The sequence below is a fragment of the Salmonella sp. NW884 genome, from assembly GCF_051700745.1.
In the GTDB taxonomy this organism is placed as follows: domain Bacteria; phylum Pseudomonadota; class Gammaproteobacteria; order Enterobacterales; family Enterobacteriaceae; genus Salmonella; species Salmonella enterica.
Genome location: NZ_JAMMDE010000004.1, coordinates 234,256 through 257,362 on the forward strand (window position 1 = coordinate 234,256; position 23,107 = coordinate 257,362).

Below are 23,107 nucleotides of genomic sequence, written 5' to 3' on the forward strand. Positions count from 1 at the left end.
CTCTTTTCCGGGTACCTACATCATTCACTCCCTTTGACGGCGAGCGCTTCATCGGCGTCTGTTCGTCGTCTGGCCCCTTTTCTTTTTTCATTCTTATCCCGAATGGAAACCCCCGCTGAGCGCACGCCCGGCGGACTTTGTGACACGCATGGTTAGACAACAGGGATTACGGCGGGTCGATTATGGACAAAATGAAGCGTCATCTGGTGTGGTGGGGAGCGGGGATTCTTGTGGCGGTGGCCGCGATAGCCTGGTGGATGCTGCGCCCTGCGGGAATACCGGAGGGATTTGCCGCCAGCAACGGCAGAATTGAAGCCACCGAAGTGGATATTGCCACTAAGATTGCCGGGCGTATTGATACCATCCTCGTTTCGGAAGGGCAGTTCGTTCGTCAGGGCGAGGTGCTGGCGAAAATGGATACCCGCGTGCTGCAGGAGCAGCGGCTGGAGGCGATTGCGCAGATTAAAGAGGCCGAAAGCGCGGTTGCCGCCGCCCGTGCCTTGCTGGAGCAACGCCAGAGTGAAATGCGCGCCGCGCAGTCGGTCGTCAAACAGCGGGAAGCTGAGCTGGACTCCGTCTCTAAACGTCACGTGCGTTCCCGTTCGCTGTCGCAGCGTGGCGCGGTATCTGTACAACAGTTAGATGACGATCGCGCGGCGGCGGAAAGCGCGCGCGCCGCCCTGGAGACCGCCAAAGCGCAGGTATCTGCGGCAAAAGCGGCGATTGAGGCGGCGCGTACCAGTATTATCCAGGCGCAAACGCGCGTGGAAGCGGCGCAGGCGACCGAGCGGCGTATTGTCGCCGACATCGACGACAGCGAATTAAAAGCGCCGCGCGATGGACGCGTGCAGTACCGCGTTGCGGAGCCGGGCGAAGTGTTATCGGCTGGCGGCCGGGTGTTGAACATGGTCGATCTCAGCGACGTTTATATGACATTTTTCCTGCCGACCGAACAGGCTGGGTTGTTGAAGATCGGCGGCGAAGCGCGACTGGTGCTGGACGCCGCGCCGGATCTGCGTATTCCGGCGACGATCAGTTTTGTCGCCAGCGTGGCGCAGTTCACGCCCAAAACCGTGGAAACCCACGATGAACGGCTGAAGCTGATGTTCCGCGTCAAAGCGCGTATTCCGCCAGAGCTACTGCGACAGCATCTGGAATATGTCAAAACCGGTTTGCCGGGAATGGCCTGGGTTCGTCTGGATGAGCGCGTGCCCTGGCCTGACGCTCTAAGCGTGAGGCTGTCGCAATGACGTCGCTGAAGCTGGTGCCTGTTCCTCCCGTGGCGCAGCTTGAGGGGGTGAGCCAGCATTACGGAAAAACAGCCGCGCTGAACAATATCACGCTGGACATTCCCGCCCGTAGTATGGTCGGGCTGATTGGTCCGGACGGGGTGGGTAAGTCGAGCCTGCTGTCGCTGATTTCTGGCGCGCGGGTGATTGAGCAAGGGAACGTTATCGTCCTGGGCGGCGATATGCGCGATGCGAAACATCGCCGCGACGTCTGTCCGCGCATCGCCTGGATGCCGCAGGGGTTGGGGAAAAACCTTTATCACACGTTATCGGTTTATGAGAACGTCGATTTTTTCGCTCGTCTCTTTGGTCATGACAAAGCTGAACGCGAAGCGCGTATTACCGAGCTGCTGAACAGCACCGGCCTGGCGCCGTTTCGTGACCGTCCTGCCGGGAAGCTGTCCGGTGGGATGAAACAAAAGCTGGGGTTGTGCTGTGCGCTGATTCATGACCCGGAATTGCTGATTCTTGATGAGCCTACCACCGGCGTGGACCCGCTCTCCCGCGCTCAGTTCTGGGACTTAATCGACAGTATCCGCCAACGGCAGACCAATATGAGCGTGTTGGTCGCAACGGCCTATATGGAAGAGGCGGAGCGTTTTGACTGGCTGGTGGCGATGAATGCGGGCGAGATACTGGCAACCGGCAGCGCGCAGCAACTGCGGGCAAAAACCCATAGCGCGACGCTGGAACAGGCGTTTATCGCCCTGTTGCCAGAAGCGCAGCGCCAGGCGCATAAGCCAGTGGTGATCCCGCCCTATCACGCTGAGCAGGAAGAGATTGCTATTGAGGCGAAAGATCTGACCATGCGCTTCGGTAAGTTCGTCGCGGTTGACCATGTTAATTTCCGCATTCCGCGCGGCGAGATTTTTGGCTTCCTCGGTTCAAACGGTTGCGGCAAATCGACCACCATGAAAATGCTGACCGGTCTGCTTCCCGCCAGCGAAGGCCAGGCCTGGCTATTTGGCCAGCCGGTAGACCCGAACGACATCGATACCCGTCGCCGGGTCGGGTATATGTCGCAGGCTTTTTCGCTCTATAACGAACTCACCGTGCGGCAGAATCTGGAACTTCATGCCCGCCTGTTTCATATTCCGCCAGCGGAGATCCCGGCGCGCGTCGCGCAGATGATCGAACGCTTTATGCTAACGGAGGTGGAAGATACGCTCCCCGCTTCGTTGCCGCTCGGTATCCGCCAGCGTTTATCGTTGGCGGTAGCGGTGATCCATCGCCCGGAAATGCTGATTCTTGATGAGCCAACGTCCGGCGTTGATCCGGTCGCCAGGGATATGTTCTGGCAGCTTATGGTCGATCTTTCGCGTCAGGATAAGGTGACGATTTTTATCTCGACCCATTTTATGAACGAAGCGGAACGTTGCGACCGAATGTCATTGATGCACGCCGGTAAAGTGCTCGCCAGCGGTACGCCGCAGGAATTGGTGCAACAGCGGGGCGCGGCCAATCTGGAGGCGGCGTTTATTTCCTGGCTACAGGAAGCTGCGGGAGCGGCGCCTGAAACCCCAATACCGCCATCCCAGACGCCCGCCGCGTCAGGTAAACCGTCGCGGCAGGGATTGAGCTTCCGGCGTTTGTTCAGCTACAGTCGCCGCGAAGCGCTGGAGCTACGCCGCGATCCGGTACGCTCGACGCTGGCGCTGCTGGGAACGGTAATTCTGATGCTGATTATGGGCTATGGCATCAGTATGGACGTGGAGAACCTGCGTTTTGCCGTACTCGATCGCGATCAAACCGTCAGCAGCCAGGCATGGTCGCTCAATCTGGCGGGATCGCGCTATTTTATCGAACAGCCGCCGCTCGCCAGCTATGACGAGCTTGACCGGCGGATGCGTTCGGGAGAGTTGGCGGTTGCCATTGAGATCCCGCCTAATTTTGGCCGCGATATTGCTCGCGGTACGCCAGCGCAGATTGGCGTCTGGGTGGATGGCGCCATGCCCAGCCGCGCCGAGACGGTGAAGGGGTACGTTCAGGCGATGCACCAAAGCTGGCTGCAGGAGGCGGCAAGTCGTCAGCCGAACCCGGTTAAACAGACCGGGCTGCTCAACATTGAAACGCGCTATCGCTATAACCCGGATGTGAAAAGTCTGCCCGCTATCGTTCCGGCGGTCATTCCGCTGCTGCTCATGATGATCCCGTCAATGCTTAGCGCCCTGAGCGTGGTGCGGGAGAAAGAGCTGGGGTCGATGATTAATCTGTACGTAACGCCGACGACGCGCAGCGAATTTTTGCTGGGTAAACAACTGCCGTATATCGCGCTGGGTATGCTGAACTTCTTGCTACTGTGCGCGCTGTCGGTCTTTGTGTTCGGCGTGCCGCTGAAAGGCAGCTTTCTCACGCTTACCCTCGCGGCGCTACTTTACGTCATCATCGCCACCGGTCTGGGGCTGCTGATCTCTACGTTTATGAAGAGCCAAATCGCCGCTATTTTTGGGACGTCGATTATTACCCTCATTCCGGCAACACAATTTTCCGGCATGATCGATCCGGTGGCTTCGCTGGAAGGACCGGGAAGATGGATCGGCGAGATCTACCCGACCAGCCATTTTCTGACGATCGCGCGCGGGACGTTTTCCAAAGCGTTGGATCTGTCCGATCTCTGGCCGTTATTTATGCCGTTACTGATTGCCGTCCCGGTGGTGATGGGTCTGAGCATTCTGCTGCTGAAAAAACAGGAGGGGTAATGCGCGGATTACGTAATATTTATAACCTCGGCGTCAAAGAACTGCGCAGTCTGCTGGGCGACAAAGCGATGCTGGCGCTGATCGTCTTCGCCTTTACGATTTCGGTTTACTCCTCTGCTACCGTCCTGCCCGGTTCGTTGCATCTTGCCCCTATCGCCATCGCCGATATGGATCAGTCGCAGTTGTCGAACCGTATTGTGAATAGTTTTTACCGCCCGTGGTTTCTGCCGCCGGAGATGATTACGGCAACGGAAATGGATGCCGGACTGGATGCCGGACGCTATACCTTTGCGGTCAATATTCCGCCGAATTTCCAGCGTGATGTGCTGGCCGGACGTCAGCCTGATATTCAGGTTAACGTCGATGCGACGCGCATGAGCCAGGCGTTTACCGGCAACAGTTATATCCAGAATATTATTAGCGGCGAGGTCAACAGCTTTGTGGCGCGCGCGCGGGGAGATAACGTTCAGCCGGTGTCGCTGGAGATTCGGATGCGCTTTAACCCGAATCTCGACCCGGCGTGGTTTGGCGGCGTGATGGCGATTATCAACAACATTACCATGCTGGCGATAGTGCTGACCGGATCGGCGCTGATCCGCGAGCGAGAACACGGCACGGTAGAGCATCTGTTGGTGATGCCGGTCACGCCCTTTGAGATCATGATGGCAAAAGTATGGTCGATGGGGCTGGTTGTGCTGGTGGTTTCCGGTTTGTCTTTGATGCTGATGGTGAAAGGCGTGCTTGGCGTACCGATTGAAGGATCGATCCCATTGTTTATGTTGGGCGTGGCGCTGAGCCTGTTCGCCACCACTTCAATTGGGATTTTTATGGGCACCATCGCCCGTTCGATGCCGCAGCTGGGGTTATTAATGATTCTGGTGCTGTTGCCGCTACAAATGCTCTCCGGCGGTTCCACGCCGCGCGAAAGTATGCCGCAGGCGGTGCAGGATATTATGCTGACCATGCCGACGACGCATTTTGTCAGCCTTGCCCAGGCTATTCTTTATCGCGGCGCAGGTTTGAGTATCGTCTGGCCGCAGTTCCTGACCCTGCTGGCGATAGGCGGCGTGTTCTTCCTGATAGCGCTGTTACGCTTCAGAAAAACGATTGGCACAATGGCGTAAACATTATTGCCGGATGGCGGCTGCGCCTCATCCGGCCTACAAACGACGACGTGCGAACGTAGGCCGGGCAAGCGAAGCGCCCCCGGCAAAGCGCTGGGGCGTTAGTCTTCTTTCGGCAAACACTGCAAGTGGCCGTGGCGCACGCCGCGCTGGGCGATAACATCATCGGCAAAATGCTGTACGTCGCCCATATCGCCCTTCAGAACGGCGATCTCCAGACAGTCATCGTGGTTGATATGGACGTGCAGCGTGGCGACGGATAAATCATGATGATGATGCTGGGTGGAGACGATGCGGCTGGCTAAATCCCGTTTCTCATGTTCATAAACATATGAAAGTACCGCGAAACCCTGTGTGCCGTGTTCCTGAGTGGCCTCCTGCGCCAGAGCGCCGCGCAGAATATCACGGATCGCTTCGGAGCGATTGTTATAGCCGCGTCGCTGGCTCAGGCTGTCCAGCGTTTCCAGTAAATCGTCATCGAGGGTGATGGTGACACGTTGCATCTGACTTAAACCTTTTGGTATGGCGCGTCGGCGCATGGGAAGCTCCGCATTTTGTAACACACGTCCGCCGCCAGAGGGAAAAATTAATGTGTCATAGCGCTTTCGTTATCGTCTGCGGCGTCAGCGTAAACGGTGTGGGGGTACAGACTGCCAGACTGAGCGTATCGAGCTGACACTGGCTGACCGACAAGGCAGAGGGCAACGTGCTGTCCACGCTGACGATTTGCCAGGCGCTGCCGCCGCGTTGTTTTACGATGGCTTCTTTACGCGTCCAGATACGCCAGAATGCCGCCAGTTGTTGCTCCGGACGTTCCGCTTCCATTTCAGCATGTTCGCCGAGGCTGAATACCGCATTTGCCAGCGAACGCCAGTTATCGCGCGGGCGGATCACTTCAATATCGCAGCCGACTTCACCTTCGTCGCTAAGCAACAGAGCAATAGTGTCGCCGCTATGGCTGAGGTTAAACCACAGCGGCGTTCCGGCGGAAAAAGCCGGTTTACCCTGTTCGCCATACACCATCTCCGGTAGCGGCGAGAGCGCACGGGAAAGCAGCACGCGCCCGGCCAGCCAGCTTGCCCGGCGAACGCCCTGCGGCGCCTGAGCGATTAACGCGTCGGGCAATTGACCTGCGCTTAATGTTGACACTTTTCCCAGAACGACCTGGTACATATCAGGACCAACGTTGCCTATGAAGAAGAGGAGATTGTAGCATCTGTCGCCTCATCCCGGTAAACGGCTTTTCGGTCGGCCTGGCCCCAGTAAGATCGCCAGTTTGCTGCCGCCTTTAGTGGTTTCCATCCAGATTTTGCAGACGCTGGTCAAAGGAACGGACAAGAGCATCCCGACCGGGCCTAATAGCCATCCCCAGACCAATAACGAAAGAAATACCACCAGCGTGGACATTCCCAGACGATGGCCCATCATGCGTGGCTCCATAATGTTGCCAATCACCATATGGACCACCAAAAAGAGCGCGCCGACCAGTACGCATTCGTAAAAGCCGTTAAATAACAACGCCTGAATCATGGGGGGAACGGCGGAAATCACCGAGCCGATATTAGGAACGTAATTGAGCAAAAAGGCCAGTACGCCCCACATTAGCGCAAACTGAATACCCATTAACGCCAGCCCCAGCCAGATAATCGCGCCCGTCCATAAACTGAGCAGCGTTTTCAGCGCCAGATAATGCGAGACGCCTTTCAGGGCGCGGTGCAGGCCGGCAATATGAATTTGTGGATTGTTTAGCGCGAAACGTAATTTATAAGGCACGTGGCGCACCTCAAATAGCATAAAAACCACGGTCATCACCAGCAGCACAATGCTTGCCATCGCGCCCGATACGCCGGTCATTAATGTTGTGGTGAAGAGCATGATTTTATCGGAATCCATCCCGCGGAGCATACGTTCCGGCGACATATGTAAATTCAGGAAGGGCATTAACTCCTGAAGGTGTAAGACTTTACGCGTCAGCTCCTTGCTGTATTTAGGCAGCATAGCGATAAATTCATTAAGCGATGCGGCAAGCACACCCACCAGCGCGGTAAGCACGATCAGCATGACGACCACCACGATAGTAATCGCCAGCGGTCGCTTCACGCCCCGACGAATAAACCAGGTCACTAATGGATTAAGAACAATGGCGAAAAAGAGCGCCAGCAAGAGTTGTACAATAATATCCGCCGCGGCATGAATCCCGGCGAGAATAATAACCAGGGAGGCCAGTTTCAGCAGAATATGCATACCCGTTTTGTCGGGTTGAGCGGTTGCCATGAAGTTTTCCTTGTTGTGTTTTTTTCTAAGTGTAGCGGCTGCCCTGATACCGATAATCTGAATCTCACTACTGATTTTCACCGCGCGCCATGATAGAAAAGAAAACATGTTGTAAAAATGCGGTGATACTCATGCCCGAACCCGTCGCTGAACCGGCGCTAAACGGATTGCGCCTCAATCTGCGTATTGTCTCCATTGTGATGTTTAACTTTGCCAGCTACCTGACCATCGGCCTGCCGCTCGCCGTCTTGCCCGGCTATGTGCATGATGCGATGGGATTCAGCGCGTTCTGGGCGGGGCTTATTATCAGCCTGCAATACTTCGCCACTCTGTTAAGCCGTCCCCATGCCGGGCGGTATGCGGATGTATTAGGGCCGAAAAAAATCGTTGTCTTTGGCTTATGCGGCTGTTTTTTAAGCGGACTCGGCTACCTGCTGGCGGATATCGCCAGCGCCTGGCCGATGATCAGTTTGTTGCTACTGGGGCTGGGTCGCGTGATTTTGGGGATTGGGCAAAGTTTTGCCGGCACCGGTTCGACACTGTGGGGCGTCGGCGTCGTCGGGTCGTTGCATATTGGTCGGGTCATCTCCTGGAACGGTATCGTCACCTACGGCGCAATGGCGATGGGCGCGCCGCTGGGCGTGCTGTGTTATGCCTGGGGCGGGTTACAGGGGCTGGCGCTAACGGTGATGGGCGTGGCGCTGTTGGCGATACTGTTAGCCCTTCCACGTCCGTCGGTGAAGGCGAACAAAGGCAAGCCGTTGCCGTTTCGCGCGGTGCTGGGGCGTGTCTGGCTGTATGGTATGGCGTTGGCGCTGGCCTCGGCAGGGTTTGGCGTCATCGCGACGTTTATTACCTTATTTTATGATGCTAAAGGCTGGGATGGCGCCGCCTTTGCGCTCACGTTATTTAGCGTCGCGTTTGTCGGCACGCGTTTGCTGTTCCCTAACGGCATCAATCGTTTAGGCGGGTTGAATGTCGCCATGATCTGCTTTGGCGTGGAGATTATTGGTCTGTTACTGGTGGGGACGGCAGCCATGCCGTGGATGGCCAAAATCGGCGTTTTACTCACGGGGATGGGGTTTTCGCTGGTCTTTCCGGCGCTGGGCGTGGTGGCCGTCAAAGCCGTGCCGCCGCAGAACCAGGGCGCGGCGCTGGCGACCTATACCGTCTTTATGGATATGTCTTTGGGGGTTACCGGGCCGCTGGCGGGGCTGGTGATGACCTGGGCGGGCGTGCCGGTAATTTATCTGGCGGCGGCCGGGCTGGTAGCGATGGCGCTATTGCTGACCTGGCGTTTAAAAAAACGGCCTCCGTCTGCACTGCCGGAGGCCGCATCATCATCGTAAAGGTTACTTAATAACTAACGTATTGATGATGTTTTCAGCCGTGGTTTGCGCTTTTTGCTGATTGTCCGCAGGCAGCGTGACCTGAATCGTCAGCAATTGGTTATCCACTTTGCCCAGCACGATGGAAGAGTACGCCGTCTGGCCCTTCGCGGAGATAATGCTGTCCAGTTGTTGCAACGTATGGCCTTTGAGCTCAATAGACTTATTGGTGACGACCTGAAGCTGCGGGTCGCGGCTACGCTGTTGCTCAAGCAGGCGGTTCGCCAGCACCGGCAACGCTTCATCGGTATTATCGCCGACGATAACAATCACCGCTTTCTGGCCCGTCGGGTCAGAATAAACGTGCATATTATTCGCCTGGGTGCCCAGCTTACCGCTTTGATCGGTCATATCCGCCGGCAGCGAGAAACTGAGTTTGCCATCCATCAGGCTGATGGGCTGACCGGAGGCCTGGCTTTCTGCGGCGGCGCTTTCTGCCGACGCTTTTGTATCGTTGTTATCACAGGCCGCAAGCCCCATAACCAGCAGGCCAATACCGGCATATTTAACCAAATTGCGCATTGACTTCTTCCTTTCGATAAACGGCCATAACGGCTCATTCGCTCATCTTATCACAACTCGGAAAACGAACCTTTAACTTGCCGGTAATGGGGAAATTTCAGATTTATCTGCCAGCTTTTTCAGCAACATATTCAGTAGAACGCCGTACATCGGCAGGAAGAAAATAATGCTGATGAGCACCTTAAAGCAATAATCCACCAGTGCAATTTCCATCCAGTGTTCGGCCATAAAGGCATCGGGGCTTCGCCAGAACGCAATGAAGAAAAAGGCAAGGGTATCGCTGATATTGCCAAACAGCGTTGAAGCAGTCGGCGCCAGCCACCAGCGACGATTTTGGCGCAGGCGGTTAAACACATGGACATCAAGGATCTGTCCCAGCGCGTAGGCCATAAAGCTGGCGGCGGCGATACGGGCGACAAACAGATTAAAGTCCGCCAACGCGGCGAAACCTTGCCAGGCGCCCATATAGAACAGCGATGACACCACATACGACACCAGCAGCGCAGGGATCATGACGGCGAAGATAATGCGGCGCGCCAGAGGTGCGCCAAAAATACGCACGGTAAGATCGGTGGCGAGAAAAATAAAAGGAAAACTAAACGCGCCCCAGGTCGTGTGGAAACCAAAAATAGTGATGGGGAGCTGCACCAGATAGTTACTGGAAATGATCACCAGTAAATGGAATAGCGATAGCCAGAACAACGCTTTTATGCGCTGTGATTGTGTAAACGGAGTCATATTGTGACCTTTTTGTTGGATGGGGTGAGGGAACCCAATAAAGAACCGCCGCATAATACTGTTTTGCGCTGGCATTGCAATGGCTAATTTTCACGCAATCGTTAACCTGCCTGGCTTACTGACGAAGATGGGCGTAAAATATCGCCGTTTTTCTACCATTGAGACGAAGATGAGCGATCTGTTTTCCTCCCCTGACCATACGCTTGACGCCCTGGGGCTGCGTTGCCCTGAACCGGTAATGATGGTGCGCAAAACGGTGCGCAACATGCAAACTGGCGAAACATTGCTGATTATCGCCGACGATCCGGCGACGACGCGTGATATTCCGGGGTTCTGTACCTTTATGGAACACGATTTGCTGGCGCAAGAGACGGAGGGTCTGCCGTACCGCTATTTATTGCGTAAAGCGCATTAACCGCACGGCAGATACTATTCTGATTAGAAGCTTTCCCAGTTCGCCTGTTCTGCGGCGGGCTGTGGCGTTAAGCCTTTGCTTAACGGCGTCGGCGACGCCTCCCGACGAGGTTGTTTCTGGATGCGGAACGCGGCGACCGCCTGACGAAGCTCGTTAGCCTGATCTTCCAGCGCCGCCGCCGCTGCTGCGGATTCTTCTACCAGCGAGGCGTTTTGCTGCGTCACGCTGTCCATTTCCGATACCGCCTGCGCCACCTGCTCAATGCCTTTGCTTTGCTCATCGGAGGCAGAGGCGATTTCGCCCATAATATCGGTCACGCGGGTCACGGCGTTGACGATCTCTTTCATGGTTTCTCCCGCTTCGCGTACCTGCGTAGAGCCGGTATCAATGCGCGACACGGAGTTTTCAATCAGCACTTTGATCTCTTTGGCGGCCTGCGCGCTACGGCTGGCCAACGTGCGTACCTCTCCGGCCACAACCGCGAATCCTCGCCCCTGTTCGCCGGCGCGGGCGGCTTCTACCGCGGCGTTCAGCGCCAGGATATTAGTCTGGAAGGCGATACCGTCAATCACGCTGGTGATGTCCACGATTTTTTCCGAGCTTTCGGCGATATCGTTCATGGTGTTCACTACGTTATCCACCACGCGTCCTCCTTTACGCGCGGTTTCTGATGCGGTTTTCGCCAGACCCGTCGCCTGTCGTGCGTTATCGGTGTTTTGCCGTACCGTGGCGGTTAACTGTTCCATGCTGGCGGCGGTCTCCTCCAGCGCCGAGGCCTGCTGTTCGGTACGGGAAGAGAGGTCGCTGCTGCCGGCGGAAATTTCGCCTGCGCCAGTATAGATAGAGTCTGCGTTATCGCGCACCGCGCTGACGGTACGGATTAACGACTGCTGCATCGTTTTGAGACCGGCAGCCAGTTGGCCCATTTCACTGCGTCCCTCAGCCTCTATCTCATGGGTAAGATCGCCGTCGGCGATCGTTTGAATGTGCGCCATAATCCGTTGCAGCGGGCGGAGTAGAACGCGTTGCAGCCCCAGCCAGATAAACACCAGCACGATGAGTACGATAAGTAGAATTATCCCCAGCGTCCATTGCATCTGGGTAAAACTGCTCTGATTCTGATCGCTGGCTAATTTTATTAATTGCGCATTTTGAGAGAGCCACTTGTCATATACCTGCTCCATGTCATCCTGCGCTTTTTGCGCGTCAAGGTTGCCATAGGCGGCGTAATTATCGGCTTTAAGATAGTGGATAGACTGCTGCAAAACGTCATACATCTGCTTAAAGCTGGCTTCGGCCTGGGCATCCAACGCCGGATCTTTGCCCGCGATCGCTTCGGAGTTCACGTAGTTGTTGAAATGTTTTTCCGCTTCGTTGAGCGACGCGCCAGCGTTGGTTAACAGCGTGTTCATGGCGTCCAGCGAGGCGGGATCGCGCTGATTTTTTAACATGCGTATCGCCACGCGGTTAATGGTGACGCGGGTTTCGATCAATGTCTGAAAACTGCCGCCCAGTTCCTGTTGTTGGTAACTCAGTGCGCTCGCATTCTGGAAATTCAGCCGATCGCTGCTGACGGCGGAATAAAACAGTATTCCTGTCACCAGCAATAAGGCGCTAAATATGCCCAGCGTCGCGATAACGCCGGTGATGACTTTGATATTTTTCATAGTGCCTAACATTCCTTATTTTGTAGACGGTATGATCAATATCGGTTGGATAAAAATTAACCTTACATCAAATCACGCTATTTCTGATTAATGGTTTGATAAGTAATAGAAAATAAATAATTTTCGCGTGAATAATATGTACAAAGAAAGGAATACCGCGGGATAACCCGGCGACACGACGCCGCCGGGCGGGAGAAGATTAGTTTTTACGCAGCAAACGTAGCGCGTTGGCGGTCACCAATACCGTGGCTCCCGTATCCGCCAGGATTGCCAGCCATAGCCCGGTAAAACCCAGTAGCGTCGTCACCAGGAAAATGGCTTTCAGCCCCAGCGCAATGGTGATGTTCTGCCGGATATTCGCGTGGGTAGCGCGCGCCAGCGTAATCATCTGCGCTAACCCGCGCAGACGGTTATGAGTAAGGGCGGCGTCAGCCGTTTCCAGCGCGACGTCAGTACCGCTGCCCATCGCAATTCCGATACTGGCGGCTTTCATCGCGGGCGCATCATTAATGCCGTCGCCCACCATCGCCAGCGGCGCTTGTTGGTTAAGGGCGGTGACTGCCCGCACCTTGTCTTCCGGCAGTAGTCCGGCTTTAAACGCCAGATCCAGCTCGCCGGCAATCGCTGCCGCCGCCCGTGGGTTATCGCCGGTCAGAATCACGCCGTTAACGCCTAACTGATGCAGTTCGCGGATGGCGTCGCGCGCATCGTCACGCAACGTATCCTGGAGGGCGAGGACGCCAACAACGGTCTCGTTACGTAGCACCAGAACCACCGTCTGCCCGGCGTTTTCCAGTTCGCTAATTTGCCCGGCAAACGCTGCCGCAGGCTGTTTTCCCGCCGCGCAAATCAGAATACGTTCGCCGTTAACCTGCGCTTCAATTCCGGTGCCGGCCAGCGTTCGCTGCGATTCCGCCGTCGGGATCGCCAGATCGCGTGTCTGCGCTTCGCGGACAATAGCCTGCGCCAGCGGGTGCGTAGCGCCTTGTTCTACGGCTGCCGCCAGCGCCAACAGTTCAGCCTCGCTGATACCGCTTGCCGGATGAATCGCCGTCACCCGTGGTTTACCGATGGTCAACGTACCGGTTTTATCAAAGGCAACCTGCGTGATACGGCCCAGTTGCTCCAGCGCTGCTCCGCCTTTAATCAATGCGCCGCGCCGTGCCGCCGCCGCCAGCCCGGAGGTAATGGCCGCGGGCGTGGAGATCACCAGCGCGCACGGGCAACCGATTAATAGCAGCGTCAGCCCTTTATAAATCCACTCCTGCCAGCCGCCATCGAACATCAGCGGCGGAATAAGCGTCACCAGCAGCGCGATGACCATAATGACTGGCGTATAGATGCGGCTGAAACGGTCAATAAACCGCTCAATGGGCGCACGGCGCTCTTCCGCCTCTTCAATCAGCGTCAGGATACGGTCAATCGCGCTGGCGCCAGGTTCAGATAGCACCTCCAGGGTGACGAGACGGTCAACGCTGGTCGCGCCTGCCGGGACTTTGTCGCCCGTTGCGCGCTCCACAGGGATAGACTCGCCGGTGAGCGCGCTTTCATCAAAGCTGGCGAAACCGGAAACCAGTTTACCGTCGGCGGGTAAACGCCCCCCGGCGGCGACTTCGATAATATCGCCCGGTCGCAGGGTATTAATCGCGACCTCTTCCCGTACGCCGTCGCGCAGACGGGTCGCCGTTTCCGGTTTAAGCGCCATTAACGCGCTGACGCCTTTACGGGCGCGGCTGGCGGCCCATCCTTCCAGGCGCTCGCCGATGAGGAACAGCAGCAATACCATTGCCGCCTCCGCCGTCGCGCCAATAAACAGCGCGCCAATGGCGGCGACGCTCATCAGCGTTTCAATAGCGAACCAACTGCCGCTTTTCATCAGCCGCAGCGCCTGGCGGGCAATAGGATACAGACCGACCAGGGTGGTGGCGATAAAGGCCAGTTGGCCGAACGGGTGGTTAAATTGCTCCAGCCCCCAGCTTATCGCCATCATAATGATCAGCGTAATAAGCGGCAGGTTCTCTTTAAGACGAGATTCAGGCGCGGCGTCGCGCGAATCTTCGCTACGCAAGGTATAACCCGCCTTCTGTACGGCGCGTTCAATTTGCGCGCGGAGGTCGGCGTCGGCATCGACCACTAACTTTTCGGTGGCGAACAGCACTTGCGCCTGGTTGACGCCGCGAATTTGGCGGACCGCATTCTCCACTTTTCGGGCGCAGGCGGCGCAGTCCATGCCGGAGATTTTCCAGGTATAGCGCGTGCCTGCCACGGCAGTAGAAACAGGCGCGCTGGACGCGCAATGTTCTTCGCAGCAGCAGCTATCGGCCTTCTGTATCGCCGGGGCTAATCTGAAGGAGGTAAAGGGCGGGACTTTTTTGCCATCGGTATCAGGGGTCGACATAACGTCCTCCGGTTGATGATAATTTTCTCATTAACCGGAGGATACACTCTGGAGTCGACTCCAGAGTCAAGCGCTATTATTTACAGGTACAGCGAGCGAACAATCAGGAAGTGTCCGGCAAAGTAGCAGGCGGCGGCAATCGCGTTATCCGCCCGGAAACGGCGGCGGTAATGGCTACCCAGCCAGACGATATTGCCGATAAACAGCAGCGTCGCGCCGGTAAAGGCCGAAAGGGCTGGCGCCGTTGGGCGGAAGAACCACAGTTCGCCCGCCAGCCAGACCATGACCAGAGTCATGGCGATAAAAGTACATACCGGCCAGCGTAGCTCCTCCAGTCGCGTCCAGATAACGGCGATAAGCAACGCGCCGACTATCAGTAACGCCAGCGGCAGCGGCCAGAAGAACGACAACGTCATTTGGCTGGCAAAATAAATGGTGTAGAGCAGATGCGATAAGAAAAATGCCCCGACGGCGTACAGCAGGCGTTGACGCGGCAAGAGCGTTAACGCATCGCCGACCAGCGAGGCGCACAGTCCGGCCAACACAAGATAACTGATGGCGTCAAACATCGGCGCTTGCCAGGCCAGTAACAGCAATAGTAATAACGTGACGGGCTTAAAAACCCAGCGTTGCCAGGCTGGCCCGCGATAGGAGGCGTCCACATACAGCCATGCGGACAGGCAGACAGCGATAAACGACCAAAGCATCTTAATTCCTTGAATTCGTTATTTTTTCGCAAACGGTATGCTTGCGGCTCTATTATTCAGTGTAGAGGCCGTGACGGTCAGATGACAACACTATAACGGGCAGGGTATGCTTATTTCCGCATTTTCTGACAGGTTAACAGTATGAGTAAGCCACCGCTTTTCTTCATTATAATCATCGCATTAATCGTGGTTGCCGCGTCGTTTCGCTTCGTTCAGCAACGGCGGGAAAAAGCCGCTAATGAGGCGGCGCCGTTACAGCAAAATCAGGTCGTGGTCAGCAATAAACGGGAGAAGCCGGTTAACGACCGACGCTCTCGCCAGCAGGAAGTGATCCCGGCGGGAACCAGTATGCGCTATGAGGCAAGTTTTAAGCCGCTCAATGGCGGTCTGGAAAAAACGTTCCGTTTACAAGCGCAGCAGTACCACGCTTTGACGGTGGGCGAACAAGGTACGCTGAGCTATAAGGGAACGCGGTTCGTCGGGTTTGTTAGCCGTACCCCGGATAACGAATGAACCGTCATCCGGCAGCAAACGTTATTTTTTGTTCTTAAACTTCTTCTGCCAGACCAGCAGCTCAAACACGCCGAACAGGAAAATGCGGATTTTTTCTCCCGTCGTCATCTGCGGACCCTCTTTCGGTATCGTTGATTTCAGCAGCGCCAGTTGCATACCGTGCATCAGCGCCATGAACACCAACGCCACGTTGACGAAGATATTGAGCGGGCGCGGGAAGGGATGCACCAGATTAAGAATCAAAAATGCCCACACGAAGAGCATTAATAAGCGGCCCAGATTAATCAACATCATTTTCTCCTTGCGCGTCGCGCTGATACAGACGATAAGCGACCTGTCCGGCCACCTTTTCTCGATACAATGCCCAGTTCGCCGGAACGGGCGGCAGACCGTTTTCCACCTCGCTTTCTACGTAGATTAGCGCGTCGTCGGCCAGCCATCCCTGGGTTTCCAGCAATTGTAACGTCTCTTCCAGCAGCCCTTTACGAAACGGCGGGTCGACAAAGACGACGTGATGCGGCGTCCCCGGCTGGCTGAGGAAGGTCAGAGTATTGGTATTGACGACGCGAGCATTGTTGGCTTTCAGCGTCGCCAGATTTTTTTGCAACTGCTGCGATACGGCGCGATCCATTTCCAGTAACGTTGCCTGGGCCGCATAACGTGATAGCGCTTCCAGACCCAGCGCGCCGCTGCCGGCAAAGCAATCCAGACAATGGGCGTCTACCATTACCGGAGCCAGCCAGTTAAATAACGTTTCGCGCACGCGATCGGTGGTGGGACGCAGACCCGGGCTGTCCGGAACCGGTAATTTACGGCCACGCCATTGCCCGCCAATAATGCGGATTTGGCCGCTGCCAGAGTGAGTCGGTTTTTTCATTTCTCTTGCTCGAACCGCCTGTTGCAAGTTATTCCAGGCGGTGATGTGAATTAAGTTAAGTGATAGACTATTTCATCATTTTTTTAGCTTCCATGTATATAGCGCCGCGAGGGGTGTAGTCGCAGATGGCAAAACAGAAAAAACGTGGCTTCTTTTCCTGGTTGGGCTTCGGTGATAAAGAGCAGAAGCAGGAACAGACCGAAGAACAGCAGATTGTTGAGGAACAACGACCGGTTGAGCCCCCTGTTGAAACGGCGGCAGACGTAGACGCGCAAACGCCCGCGCACAGCAAAGCAGAAACCGAAGCCTTTGCGGAAGAGGTGGTGGACGTTACTGAGAAAGTTCAGGAGAGCGAAAAACCGCAGCCGGTAGAGCCGGAGCCCGCGGCGGCCATTGAGACGGCAGCGCCGCAGATCGCAGTGGAACGCGAGGAATTGCCGCTGCCGGAAGAGGTCAAAGACGAGGCTATCTCGCCGGAAGAGTGGCAGGCCGAAGCGGAAACCGTAGAGGTCATTGCCGCGGTAGAAGAAGAGGGCGAAAACGCGGCGAAATTCACCGACGAAGAGCTGGAAGCGCAGGCGCTGGCCGCTCAGGCGGCGGAAGAGGCGGTGATGGTTGTTCCGCCGGCGGAAGAAGACGCGCCGGTGGAAGCGATCGTTCAGGAACAGGAAAAACCGACTAAAGAAGGTTTCTTTGCCCGCCTGAAACGCAGCCTGCTGAAAACCAAAGAAAATCTCGGTTCCGGATTTATCAGTCTGTTCCGCGGCAAGAAAATCGACGATGATTTGTTCGAGGAGCTGGAAGAGCAGTTGCTCATCGCTGATGTCGGGGTGGAAACCACGCGTAAGATTATCGCTAATCTGACGGAAGGCGCCAGCCGCAAACAGCTTAAAGATGCCGAGGCGCTGTATGGTCTGTTGAAAGACGAGATGGGCGAGATTCTGGCGAAGGTAGACGAACCGCTTAATATTGAAGGTAAAACGCCTTTTGTTATTCTGATGGTTGGCGTGAATGGCGTGGGTAAAACCACCACTATCGGTAAACTGGCGCGCCAGTTTGAGCAGCAGGGTAAATCAGTGATGCTGGCGGCGGGGGATACTTTCCGCGCGGCGGCGGTCGAACAGCTACAGGTCTGGGGACAGCGTAACAACATTCCGGTTATTGCCCAGCATACCGGCGCGGACTCCGCCTCGGTGATTTTTGACGCTATCCAGGCCGCGAAGGCGCGTAATGTGGATGTGTTAATTGCCGATACGGCAGGGCGTCTGCAGAACAAGTCGCACCTGATGGAAGAGCTGAAAAAAATCGTTCGCGTCATGAAAAAGCTGGACGAAGAAGCGCCGCATGAGGTTATGCTGACCATTGACGCCAGCACCGGACAGAACGCGGTAAGCCAGGCCAAACTGTTCCATGAAGCGGTAGGCTTAACCGGTATTACCCTGACCAAGCTTGACGGTACGGCGAAAGGCGGGGTGATTTTCTCGGTAGCTGACCAGTTTGGCATTCCTATCCGTTACATTGGCGTGGGCGAACGTATCGAGGATTTGCGTCCGTTTAAGGCGGACGATTTTATTGAGGCACTTTTTGCCCGAGAGGATTAACAATGATTCGCTTTGAACATGTCAGCAAGGCCTATCTCGGCGGGAGACAAGCGCTGCAGGGAGTGACATTCCATATGCGGCCAGGCGAGATGGCGTTTCTGACCGGCCACTCCGGCGCGGGGAAAAGTACCCTGCTGAAGCTAATCTGTGGGATTGAGCGGCCCAGCGCCGGCAAAATCTTCTTCAGCGGGCATGATATTACGCGTCTGAAAAACCGCGAAGTGCCGTTTTTGCGCCGCCAGATTGGGATGATTTTCCAGGATCACCATCTGCTGATGGATCGCACGGTCTATGACAATGTGGCGATACCGTTAATCATTGCCGGCGCCAGCGGCGATGATATCCGTCGTCGTGTGTCGGCGGCGCTGGATAAGGTTGGACTACTGGACAAAGCGAGAAACTTCCCGATTCAACTCTCCGGAGGCGAACAACAGCGCGTGGGCATCGCCCGCGCGGTGGTCAATAAGCCAGCGGTATTGCTGGCGGATGAACCGACCGGGAACCTGGACGACGCGTTGTCGGAAGGGATTTTACGTCTGTTTGAAGAGTTTAACCGCGTAGGGGTGACGGTACTGATGGCGACGCACGATATTGGACTTATCTCCCGTCGTTCCTATAGGCAGCTCGTCCTGAGCGATGGACATCTGCATGGAGGCCTGGCCAATGAATAGGCGCGACGCGATTAACCAAATCAGGCAGTTCGGCGGACGGTTGGATCGACTACGTAAGTCTCGCGGCGGAACAGGCGGCGGGCGCAACGCGCCAGGACGCCAGAAGCCGACGCCGAAACCGAACTCACGTAAAACAAATGTCTTTAATGAACAGGTGCGCTATGCCTGGCACGGCGCGCTGCAGGATCTGAAAAGCAAACCGCTGGCGACGTTTCTGACGGTGATGGTGATCGCCATCTCCCTGACGCTGCCCAGCGTCTGTTACATGGTCTATAAGAACGTCAACCAGGCGGCGACTCAGTATTACCCGTCGCCGCAGATCACCGTTTATCTGCAAAAAACGCTGGATGATGATGCGGCGGCACGGGTTGTTGGGCAGCTTCAGGCCGAGCAGGGCGTTGAGAAGGTCAACTACCTGTCCCGTGAGGACGCGTTGGGAGAATTCCGCAACTGGTCGGGTTTTGGCGGCGCGCTGGATATGCTGGAAGAGAACCCGCTGCCGGCGGTGGCGGTGGTGATCCCCAAGCTGGACTTCCAGAGTACCGCCTCGCTTAATACGCTGCGCGACCGTATCTCGCAGATTAACGGCATTGACGAAGTCCGCATGGATGATAGCTGGTTTGCGCGCCTGGCGGCGCTCACCGGGCTGGTGGGCCGCGTGTCGGCGATGATTGGCGTGCTGATGGTCGCGGCGGTCTTCCTCGTTATCGGCAACAGCGTGCGCCTGAGCATTTTTGCCCGTCGCGATACCATTAACGTGCAAAAGCTGATTGGCGCGACCGATGGCTTTATCCTGCGTCCGTTCCTCTATGGCGGCGCGTTGCTCGGTTTTTCCGGCGCGTTTCTTTCACTGATATTGTCTGAAATTTTGGTGATGCGTTTATCATCGGCGGTGACTGAAGTGGCGCAGGTCTTCGGCACGAAGTTTGATCTCAATGGCTTATCGTTCGATGAGTGCCTGTTGCTGCTGCTGGTCTGTTCCATGATTGGCTGGATCGCCGCCTGGCTGGCCACGGTGCAACATTTACGTCACTTTACTCCCGATTGATAAAATCGTGGTATAATCTTTCCCTGCAATGGGCTTCCGTTCGCAGGGAAAGAGTCCCTGTTGTCTCTTCCCCGCGCGTCATCTTTATGTCACAAGATTTGTGCAAATTATGCACAGTGTTACATTGAACTTGTGGATAAAATCACTGTCTGATAAAAGAGTGGGTGATATTCTCGTTGCTCATCGGCTTTGGCACGGTTGTTGCTCGCTGACGGTGCCAGGCAATACTGATTGAGAGGATTTGAATGACCAAAGAAATGCAAAATTTAGCTTTAGCCCCTGTTGGCAACCTGGAATCTTATATCCGGGCGGCGAACGCGTGGCCGATGTTATCGGCTGACGAGGAGCGGGCATTGGCTGAAAGGCTGCATTACCAGGGCGATCTGGAAGCAGCTAAAACGCTGATCCTGTCTCACCTGCGCTTTGTTGTTCATATTGCTCGTAACTATGCGGGCTATGGTCTGCCGCAGGCGGATTTGATCCAGGAAGGCAACATCGGCCTGATGAAAGCCGTACGCCGTTTCAACCCGGAAGTAGGCGTGCGCCTGGTCTCCTTCGCCGTACACTGGATTAAAGCAGAAATTCACGAATACGTGCTGCGTAACTGGCGTATCGTTAAAGTCGCAACCACGAAAGCGCAGCGTAAGCTGTTCTTTAATCTGCGTAAAACCAAGCAGCGTCTGGGCTGGTTTAATCAGGATGAGGTTGAAATGGTGGCGCGCGAACTGGGTGTTTCCAGTAAAGACGTGCGTGAGATGGAGTCGCGTATGGCGGCGCAGGACATGACGTTTGACATGTCTTCGGACGATGAGTCCGACAGCCAGCCAATGGCGCCGGTGCTGTATCTGCAGGATAAATCGTCTAACTTTGCCGACGGCATTGAAGACGATAACTGGGAAGAGCAGGCCGCCAACCGACTGACCGACGCGATGCAGGGGCTCGACGAGCGTAGCCAGGATATTATCCGCGCTCGCTGGCTGGACGAAGACAATAAGTCTACGTTGCAGGAGCTGGCCGATCGTTACGGCGTCTCCGCTGAGCGTGTGCGCCAGCTTGAAAAGAACGCCATGAAAAAGCTTCGCGCTGCGATCGAAGCGTAATCTTCGCGAATTGCCAATGAACCCTCGAATGTGAATTCGGGGGTTTTGTTTTTTGTAGGCCGGATAAGGCGTTTACGCTGCTATCCGGCAACACGTTTGCCCGATGGCGCTTCGCTTATCGGGCCTACGGGCCCTTCCTCTCCCCCACCGACACAAATCTGTTATCTGGATGTAAATTTAGCTATTCCAAAATAATAAAAATCGGGTATGTTTTAGCAGAGTATGCTGCTAAAGCACGGGTAGCTAGCCAATAATCGAAATAAAGTGCTGAACAATAACACCACAACACACGTAACAACCAGAATAATGGGGATTATCAGGATGAATATGAAGGGTAAAACGTTATTGGCAGGATGTATCGCCCTGTCATTAAGCCATATGGCATTCGCCGAGGACATTAAAGTCGCGGTTGTCGGCGCGATGTCCGGTCCGGTGGCGCAGTATGGCGACCAGGAATTTACCGGTGCGGAGCAGGCAATTGCCGATATCAATGCGAAAGGCGGTATTAAAGGCGATAAGCTCGTCGCGGTGAAATATGACGACGCCTGTGATCCGAAACAGGCGGTAGCTGTCGCTAACAAAGTGGTGAACGACGGCATTAAGTATGTTATCGGTCACTTATGCTCCTCTTCCACACAGCCAGCGTCTGATATCTACGAAGACGAAGGCATCCTGATGATAACCCCGGCGGCGACCGCGCCGGAGCTGACCGCACGCGGCTATAACCTGATTTTGCGCACGACCGGCCTGGACTCTGACCAGGGGCCAACGGCGGCAAAATATATTCTGGAGAAGGTAAAACCGCAGCGCATCGCGATTATCCACGATAAGCAGCAGTACGGCGAAGGGCTGGCGCGCGCGGTGCAGGACGGTCTGAAGAAAGGCGGCGTTAACGTCGTATTCTTTGACGGCATCACCGCCGGCGAAAAAGATTTCTCCACTCTGGTAGCGCGTCTGAAAAAAGAGAATATCGACTTTGTCTACTACGGCGGTTATCACCCGGAAATGGGGCAGATCCTACGCCAGTCCCGCGCCGCAGGGCTGAAAACCCAGTTTATGGGGCCGGAAGGGGTGGCGAACGTGTCGCTGTCTAATATCGCCGGAGAGTCAGCGGAAGGCTTACTGGTCACCAAACCGAAGAACTACGACCAGGTCCCGGCGAACAAACCGATTGTGGATGCTATCAAAGCCAAGAAACAAGATCCTAGCGGCGCGTTTGTCTGGACCACCTACGCCGCGCTGCAATCGTTGCAGGCGGGTCTGAACCAGTCTGACGATCCGGCGGAAATTGCCAAATACCTGAAAGGCGCCACGGTCGACACCGTAATGGGACCGCTGTCGTGGGATGAGAAAGGCGATCTGAAAGGATTTGAGTTCGGCGTGTTTGACTGGCATGCGAATGGTACGGCGACGGACGCCAAGTGATTTTCCTGGCGCCTTTCGCGCTGCAGGTGCGTTGGCTACGTTATTCAACCCCGGTCACTTACTTATGTAAGCTCCCGGGGATTTCATAACTTGCCGCCTGCCTGCAACGCGAAATTCTTGGAAAATTGCGAGGTGGTTTTTATCTTTTCTCCCGGCATGTAGGCCGGATAAGCGTCAGCGCCATCCGGCTTTCTTTTAGCGCTTCTCCCAGCCGTCATGCTGGGCGGTAAAACCTAACGCCTGCATAAACGCGGCCATCACGCTGCGGTCTTCAACACCGACATCCGCCATCCACCACGACGAGACGTTGGGATTATCGCGGATGACTTCTTCTACCAGATATTGCCCGACGCCGCGGCGGCGGGTGATTTCACGCACGCGTAAGGAATCCAGCGCGCCCTGCGTTCCGCTCAGCGTCACTCTTACGGCGCCCAACAAACGCTCGTTAAACCGCGCGGCATAAATCCGGTGCGTTTCATCTACGCTTAATGAGGAGGCGGAATATTCCGGCCAGATTTTGCCCAGATCGATCTGATCCTGAGCGCTAAAGTGTTCTAAACGAAGAATGGTCAGCTTCATCGACGGCTTGTCCCGATTTCAAAAGATGCGATCAGTGTACCGAAACAGGCAGGCCAGATGCTTTCTCTTTTT

The 23,107-nt window shown here is 55.7% G+C and carries 23 protein-coding genes; 11 read left to right on the top strand and 12 right to left on the bottom strand.

All coding sequences use genetic code 11. From position 1 onward, the window contains the following. The first annotated feature begins 182 nt into the window (after positions 1 to 182). Genes NA197_RS11710 through NA197_RS11720 form a run of 3 tightly spaced genes read left to right on the top strand, consistent with a single transcriptional unit; the run spans position 183 to position 5,112 of the window. Entirely contained in the window at positions 183 to 1,250 is a 1,068-nt protein-coding gene (locus tag NA197_RS11710) for an HlyD family secretion protein (RefSeq protein WP_000359836.1), read from the top strand. Then, positions 1,247 to 3,988 (top strand): ribosome-associated ATPase/putative transporter RbbA, encoded by a 2,742-nt coding sequence (gene rbbA / locus NA197_RS11715; protein ID WP_000202482.1) that lies wholly within the window; start codon positions 1,247 to 1,249, stop codon positions 3,986 to 3,988. Before NA197_RS11710 ends, rbbA begins: the two co-directional genes overlap by 4 nt. Then, the gene (locus tag NA197_RS11720; protein ID WP_001214750.1) at positions 3,988 to 5,112 is read left to right on the top strand and encodes an ABC transporter permease; all 1,125 of its coding nucleotides are present in this window, start codon (positions 3,988 to 3,990) and stop codon (positions 5,110 to 5,112) included. Before rbbA ends, NA197_RS11720 begins: the two co-directional genes overlap by 1 nt. A 101-nt stretch (positions 5,113 to 5,213) precedes the next feature. Here the strand turns inward: NA197_RS11720 and nikR are convergent, their stop codons facing one another. The 3 genes from nikR to NA197_RS11735 form a co-directional block, all read right to left on the bottom strand. After that, positions 5,214 to 5,615 (bottom strand): nickel-responsive transcriptional regulator NikR, encoded by a 402-nt coding sequence (nikR, locus tag NA197_RS11725; protein WP_001190057.1) that lies wholly within the window; start codon positions 5,613 to 5,615, stop codon positions 5,214 to 5,216. Between the two features lie 91 nt (positions 5,616 to 5,706). Then, a complete protein-coding gene (gene acpT / locus NA197_RS11730) occupies positions 5,707 to 6,285 on the bottom strand; it encodes a 4'-phosphopantetheinyl transferase AcpT (RefSeq protein ID WP_000285379.1) in 579 nt (192 codons plus the stop codon). Positions 6,286 to 6,336: 51 nt separating this feature from the next. Further along, positions 6,337 to 7,386: an AI-2E family transporter gene (locus tag NA197_RS11735; protein WP_000179589.1), complete on the bottom strand. Its 1,050-nt coding sequence runs from the start codon at positions 7,384 to 7,386 to the stop codon at positions 6,337 to 6,339. Positions 7,387 to 7,475: 89 nt separating this feature from the next. Between NA197_RS11735 and NA197_RS11740 the strand changes: the two genes are divergently transcribed. Next, positions 7,476 to 8,735, top strand: coding sequence for an MFS transporter (locus NA197_RS11740; RefSeq protein WP_077684039.1), 1,260 nt, complete (start codon positions 7,476 to 7,478; stop codon positions 8,733 to 8,735). A 3-nt stretch (positions 8,736 to 8,738) separates the two neighbouring features. Here the strand turns inward: NA197_RS11740 and NA197_RS11745 are convergent, their stop codons facing one another. Together NA197_RS11745 and NA197_RS11750 are read right to left on the bottom strand one after the other, a co-directional pair. Further along, complete coding sequence (locus tag NA197_RS11745) at positions 8,739 to 9,296, bottom strand: DcrB family lipoprotein (protein ID WP_001245277.1); 558 nt, start codon at positions 9,294 to 9,296, stop codon at positions 8,739 to 8,741. A 72-nt stretch (positions 9,297 to 9,368) separates the two neighbouring features. Beyond that, positions 9,369 to 10,034, bottom strand: coding sequence for a 7-cyano-7-deazaguanine/7-aminomethyl-7-deazaguanine transporter (locus tag NA197_RS11750; protein ID WP_001533906.1), 666 nt, complete (start codon positions 10,032 to 10,034; stop codon positions 9,369 to 9,371). A gap of 169 nt (positions 10,035 to 10,203) precedes the next feature. Between NA197_RS11750 and tusA the strand changes: the two genes are divergently transcribed. Beyond that, positions 10,204 to 10,449 (top strand): sulfurtransferase TusA, encoded by a 246-nt coding sequence (gene tusA / locus NA197_RS11755; RefSeq protein ID WP_001541054.1) that lies wholly within the window; start codon positions 10,204 to 10,206, stop codon positions 10,447 to 10,449. A 23-nt stretch (positions 10,450 to 10,472) separates the two neighbouring features. Here the strand turns inward: tusA and tcp are convergent, their stop codons facing one another. The 3 genes from tcp to NA197_RS11770 form a co-directional block, all read right to left on the bottom strand. Next, the gene (gene tcp / locus NA197_RS11760) at positions 10,473 to 12,116 is read right to left on the bottom strand and encodes a methyl-accepting chemotaxis citrate transducer (protein WP_064042891.1); all 1,644 of its coding nucleotides are present in this window, start codon (positions 12,114 to 12,116) and stop codon (positions 10,473 to 10,475) included. A gap of 199 nt (positions 12,117 to 12,315) precedes the next feature. Then, entirely contained in the window at positions 12,316 to 14,514 is a 2,199-nt protein-coding gene (zntA, locus tag NA197_RS11765) for a Zn(II)/Cd(II)/Pb(II) translocating P-type ATPase ZntA (protein ID WP_023243430.1), read from the bottom strand. An 80-nt stretch (positions 14,515 to 14,594) separates the two neighbouring features. Continuing rightward, a complete protein-coding gene (locus tag NA197_RS11770; protein ID WP_000964735.1) occupies positions 14,595 to 15,221 on the bottom strand; it encodes a lysoplasmalogenase in 627 nt (208 codons plus the stop codon). 141 nt (positions 15,222 to 15,362) lie between these two features. Between NA197_RS11770 and NA197_RS11775 the strand changes: the two genes are divergently transcribed. Then, positions 15,363 to 15,734, top strand: a complete 372-nt coding sequence (locus tag NA197_RS11775; RefSeq protein WP_023227421.1) for a DUF2500 domain-containing protein — start codon at positions 15,363 to 15,365, stop codon at positions 15,732 to 15,734. Positions 15,735 to 15,755: 21 nt separating this feature from the next. Here the strand turns inward: NA197_RS11775 and NA197_RS11780 are convergent, their stop codons facing one another. Continuing rightward, the gene (locus tag NA197_RS11780; protein WP_000906759.1) at positions 15,756 to 16,025 is read right to left on the bottom strand and encodes a DUF1145 family protein; all 270 of its coding nucleotides are present in this window, start codon (positions 16,023 to 16,025) and stop codon (positions 15,756 to 15,758) included. Then, entirely contained in the window at positions 16,015 to 16,611 is a 597-nt protein-coding gene (gene rsmD / locus NA197_RS11785) for a 16S rRNA (guanine(966)-N(2))-methyltransferase (RefSeq protein ID WP_000743277.1), read from the bottom strand. Before rsmD ends, NA197_RS11780 begins: the two co-directional genes overlap by 11 nt. Positions 16,612 to 16,736: 125 nt before the next feature. On the opposite strand from rsmD, the gene ftsY reads away from it, so the two are divergent. From ftsY to livJ, 5 genes are all read left to right on the top strand, one after another. Continuing rightward, positions 16,737 to 18,212, top strand: coding sequence for a signal recognition particle-docking protein FtsY (gene ftsY, locus NA197_RS11790; protein WP_001118686.1), 1,476 nt, complete (start codon positions 16,737 to 16,739; stop codon positions 18,210 to 18,212). 2 nt (positions 18,213 to 18,214) lie between these two features. Then, entirely contained in the window at positions 18,215 to 18,883 is a 669-nt protein-coding gene (gene ftsE / locus NA197_RS11795) for a cell division ATP-binding protein FtsE (protein WP_000617729.1), read from the top strand. After that, the gene (gene ftsX / locus NA197_RS11800; protein ID WP_001081707.1) at positions 18,876 to 19,931 is read left to right on the top strand and encodes a permease-like cell division protein FtsX; all 1,056 of its coding nucleotides are present in this window, start codon (positions 18,876 to 18,878) and stop codon (positions 19,929 to 19,931) included. Before ftsE ends, ftsX begins: the two co-directional genes overlap by 8 nt. 245 nt (positions 19,932 to 20,176) lie before the next feature. Beyond that, complete coding sequence (rpoH, locus tag NA197_RS11805) at positions 20,177 to 21,031, top strand: RNA polymerase sigma factor RpoH (RefSeq protein ID WP_000159621.1); 855 nt, start codon at positions 20,177 to 20,179, stop codon at positions 21,029 to 21,031. Between the two features lie 321 nt (positions 21,032 to 21,352). Continuing rightward, a complete protein-coding gene (gene livJ, locus NA197_RS11810) occupies positions 21,353 to 22,456 on the top strand; it encodes a branched chain amino acid ABC transporter substrate-binding protein LivJ (RefSeq protein WP_001533929.1) in 1,104 nt (367 codons plus the stop codon). 83 nt (positions 22,457 to 22,539) lie between these two features. Here livJ and NA197_RS11815 read toward each other — a convergent pair whose 3' ends face one another. Together NA197_RS11815 and panM are read right to left on the bottom strand one after the other, a co-directional pair. Next, on the bottom strand, positions 22,540 to 22,674 hold the full coding sequence (locus NA197_RS11815) for a hypothetical protein (RefSeq protein WP_001517957.1): 135 nt from the start codon (positions 22,672 to 22,674) through the stop codon (positions 22,540 to 22,542). Next, positions 22,652 to 23,035 carry an aspartate 1-decarboxylase autocleavage activator PanM gene (gene panM / locus NA197_RS11820; RefSeq protein WP_000778873.1) on the bottom strand — a complete coding sequence of 128 codons (384 nt, stop codon included), beginning with the start codon at positions 23,033 to 23,035 and terminating at the stop codon, positions 22,652 to 22,654. The genes NA197_RS11815 and panM overlap by 23 nt, the downstream gene beginning before the upstream one ends. Between the last annotated feature and the right edge of the window lie 72 nt (positions 23,036 to 23,107).

Bases quoted from the DNA above. Each gene is read 5' to 3' on its own strand.
- NA197_RS11710 (WP_000359836.1), top strand. From the start codon at position 183: ATGGACAAAATGAAGCGTCATCTGGTGTGGTGGGGAGCGGGGATTCTT.
- rbbA (WP_000202482.1), top strand. From the start codon at position 1,247: ATGACGTCGCTGAAGCTGGTGCCTGTTCCTCCCGTGGCGCAGCTTGAG.
- NA197_RS11720 (WP_001214750.1), top strand. From the start codon at position 3,988: ATGCGCGGATTACGTAATATTTATAACCTCGGCGTCAAAGAACTGCGC.
- nikR (WP_001190057.1), bottom strand. From the start codon at position 5,615: ATGCAACGTGTCACCATCACCCTCGATGACGATTTACTGGAAACGCTG.
- acpT (WP_000285379.1), bottom strand. From the start codon at position 6,285: ATGTACCAGGTCGTTCTGGGAAAAGTGTCAACATTAAGCGCAGGTCAA.
- NA197_RS11735 (WP_000179589.1), bottom strand. From the start codon at position 7,386: ATGGCAACCGCTCAACCCGACAAAACGGGTATGCATATTCTGCTGAAA.
- NA197_RS11740 (WP_077684039.1), top strand. From the start codon at position 7,476: ATGATAGAAAAGAAAACATGTTGTAAAAATGCGGTGATACTCATGCCC.
- NA197_RS11745 (WP_001245277.1), bottom strand. From the start codon at position 9,296: ATGCGCAATTTGGTTAAATATGCCGGTATTGGCCTGCTGGTTATGGGG.
- NA197_RS11750 (WP_001533906.1), bottom strand. From the start codon at position 10,034: ATGACTCCGTTTACACAATCACAGCGCATAAAAGCGTTGTTCTGGCTA.
- tusA (WP_001541054.1), top strand. From the start codon at position 10,204: ATGAGCGATCTGTTTTCCTCCCCTGACCATACGCTTGACGCCCTGGGG.
- tcp (WP_064042891.1), bottom strand. From the start codon at position 12,116: ATGAAAAATATCAAAGTCATCACCGGCGTTATCGCGACGCTGGGCATA.
- zntA (WP_023243430.1), bottom strand. From the start codon at position 14,514: ATGTCGACCCCTGATACCGATGGCAAAAAAGTCCCGCCCTTTACCTCC.
- NA197_RS11770 (WP_000964735.1), bottom strand. From the start codon at position 15,221: ATGCTTTGGTCGTTTATCGCTGTCTGCCTGTCCGCATGGCTGTATGTG.
- NA197_RS11775 (WP_023227421.1), top strand. From the start codon at position 15,363: ATGAGTAAGCCACCGCTTTTCTTCATTATAATCATCGCATTAATCGTG.
- NA197_RS11780 (WP_000906759.1), bottom strand. From the start codon at position 16,025: ATGTTGATTAATCTGGGCCGCTTATTAATGCTCTTCGTGTGGGCATTT.
- rsmD (WP_000743277.1), bottom strand. From the start codon at position 16,611: ATGAAAAAACCGACTCACTCTGGCAGCGGCCAAATCCGCATTATTGGC.
- ftsY (WP_001118686.1), top strand. From the start codon at position 16,737: ATGGCAAAACAGAAAAAACGTGGCTTCTTTTCCTGGTTGGGCTTCGGT.
- ftsE (WP_000617729.1), top strand. From the start codon at position 18,215: ATGATTCGCTTTGAACATGTCAGCAAGGCCTATCTCGGCGGGAGACAA.
- ftsX (WP_001081707.1), top strand. From the start codon at position 18,876: ATGAATAGGCGCGACGCGATTAACCAAATCAGGCAGTTCGGCGGACGG.
- rpoH (WP_000159621.1), top strand. From the start codon at position 20,177: ATGACCAAAGAAATGCAAAATTTAGCTTTAGCCCCTGTTGGCAACCTG.
- livJ (WP_001533929.1), top strand. From the start codon at position 21,353: ATGAATATGAAGGGTAAAACGTTATTGGCAGGATGTATCGCCCTGTCA.
- NA197_RS11815 (WP_001517957.1), bottom strand. From the start codon at position 22,674: ATGACGGCTGGGAGAAGCGCTAAAAGAAAGCCGGATGGCGCTGACGCT.
- panM (WP_000778873.1), bottom strand. From the start codon at position 23,035: ATGAAGCTGACCATTCTTCGTTTAGAACACTTTAGCGCTCAGGATCAG.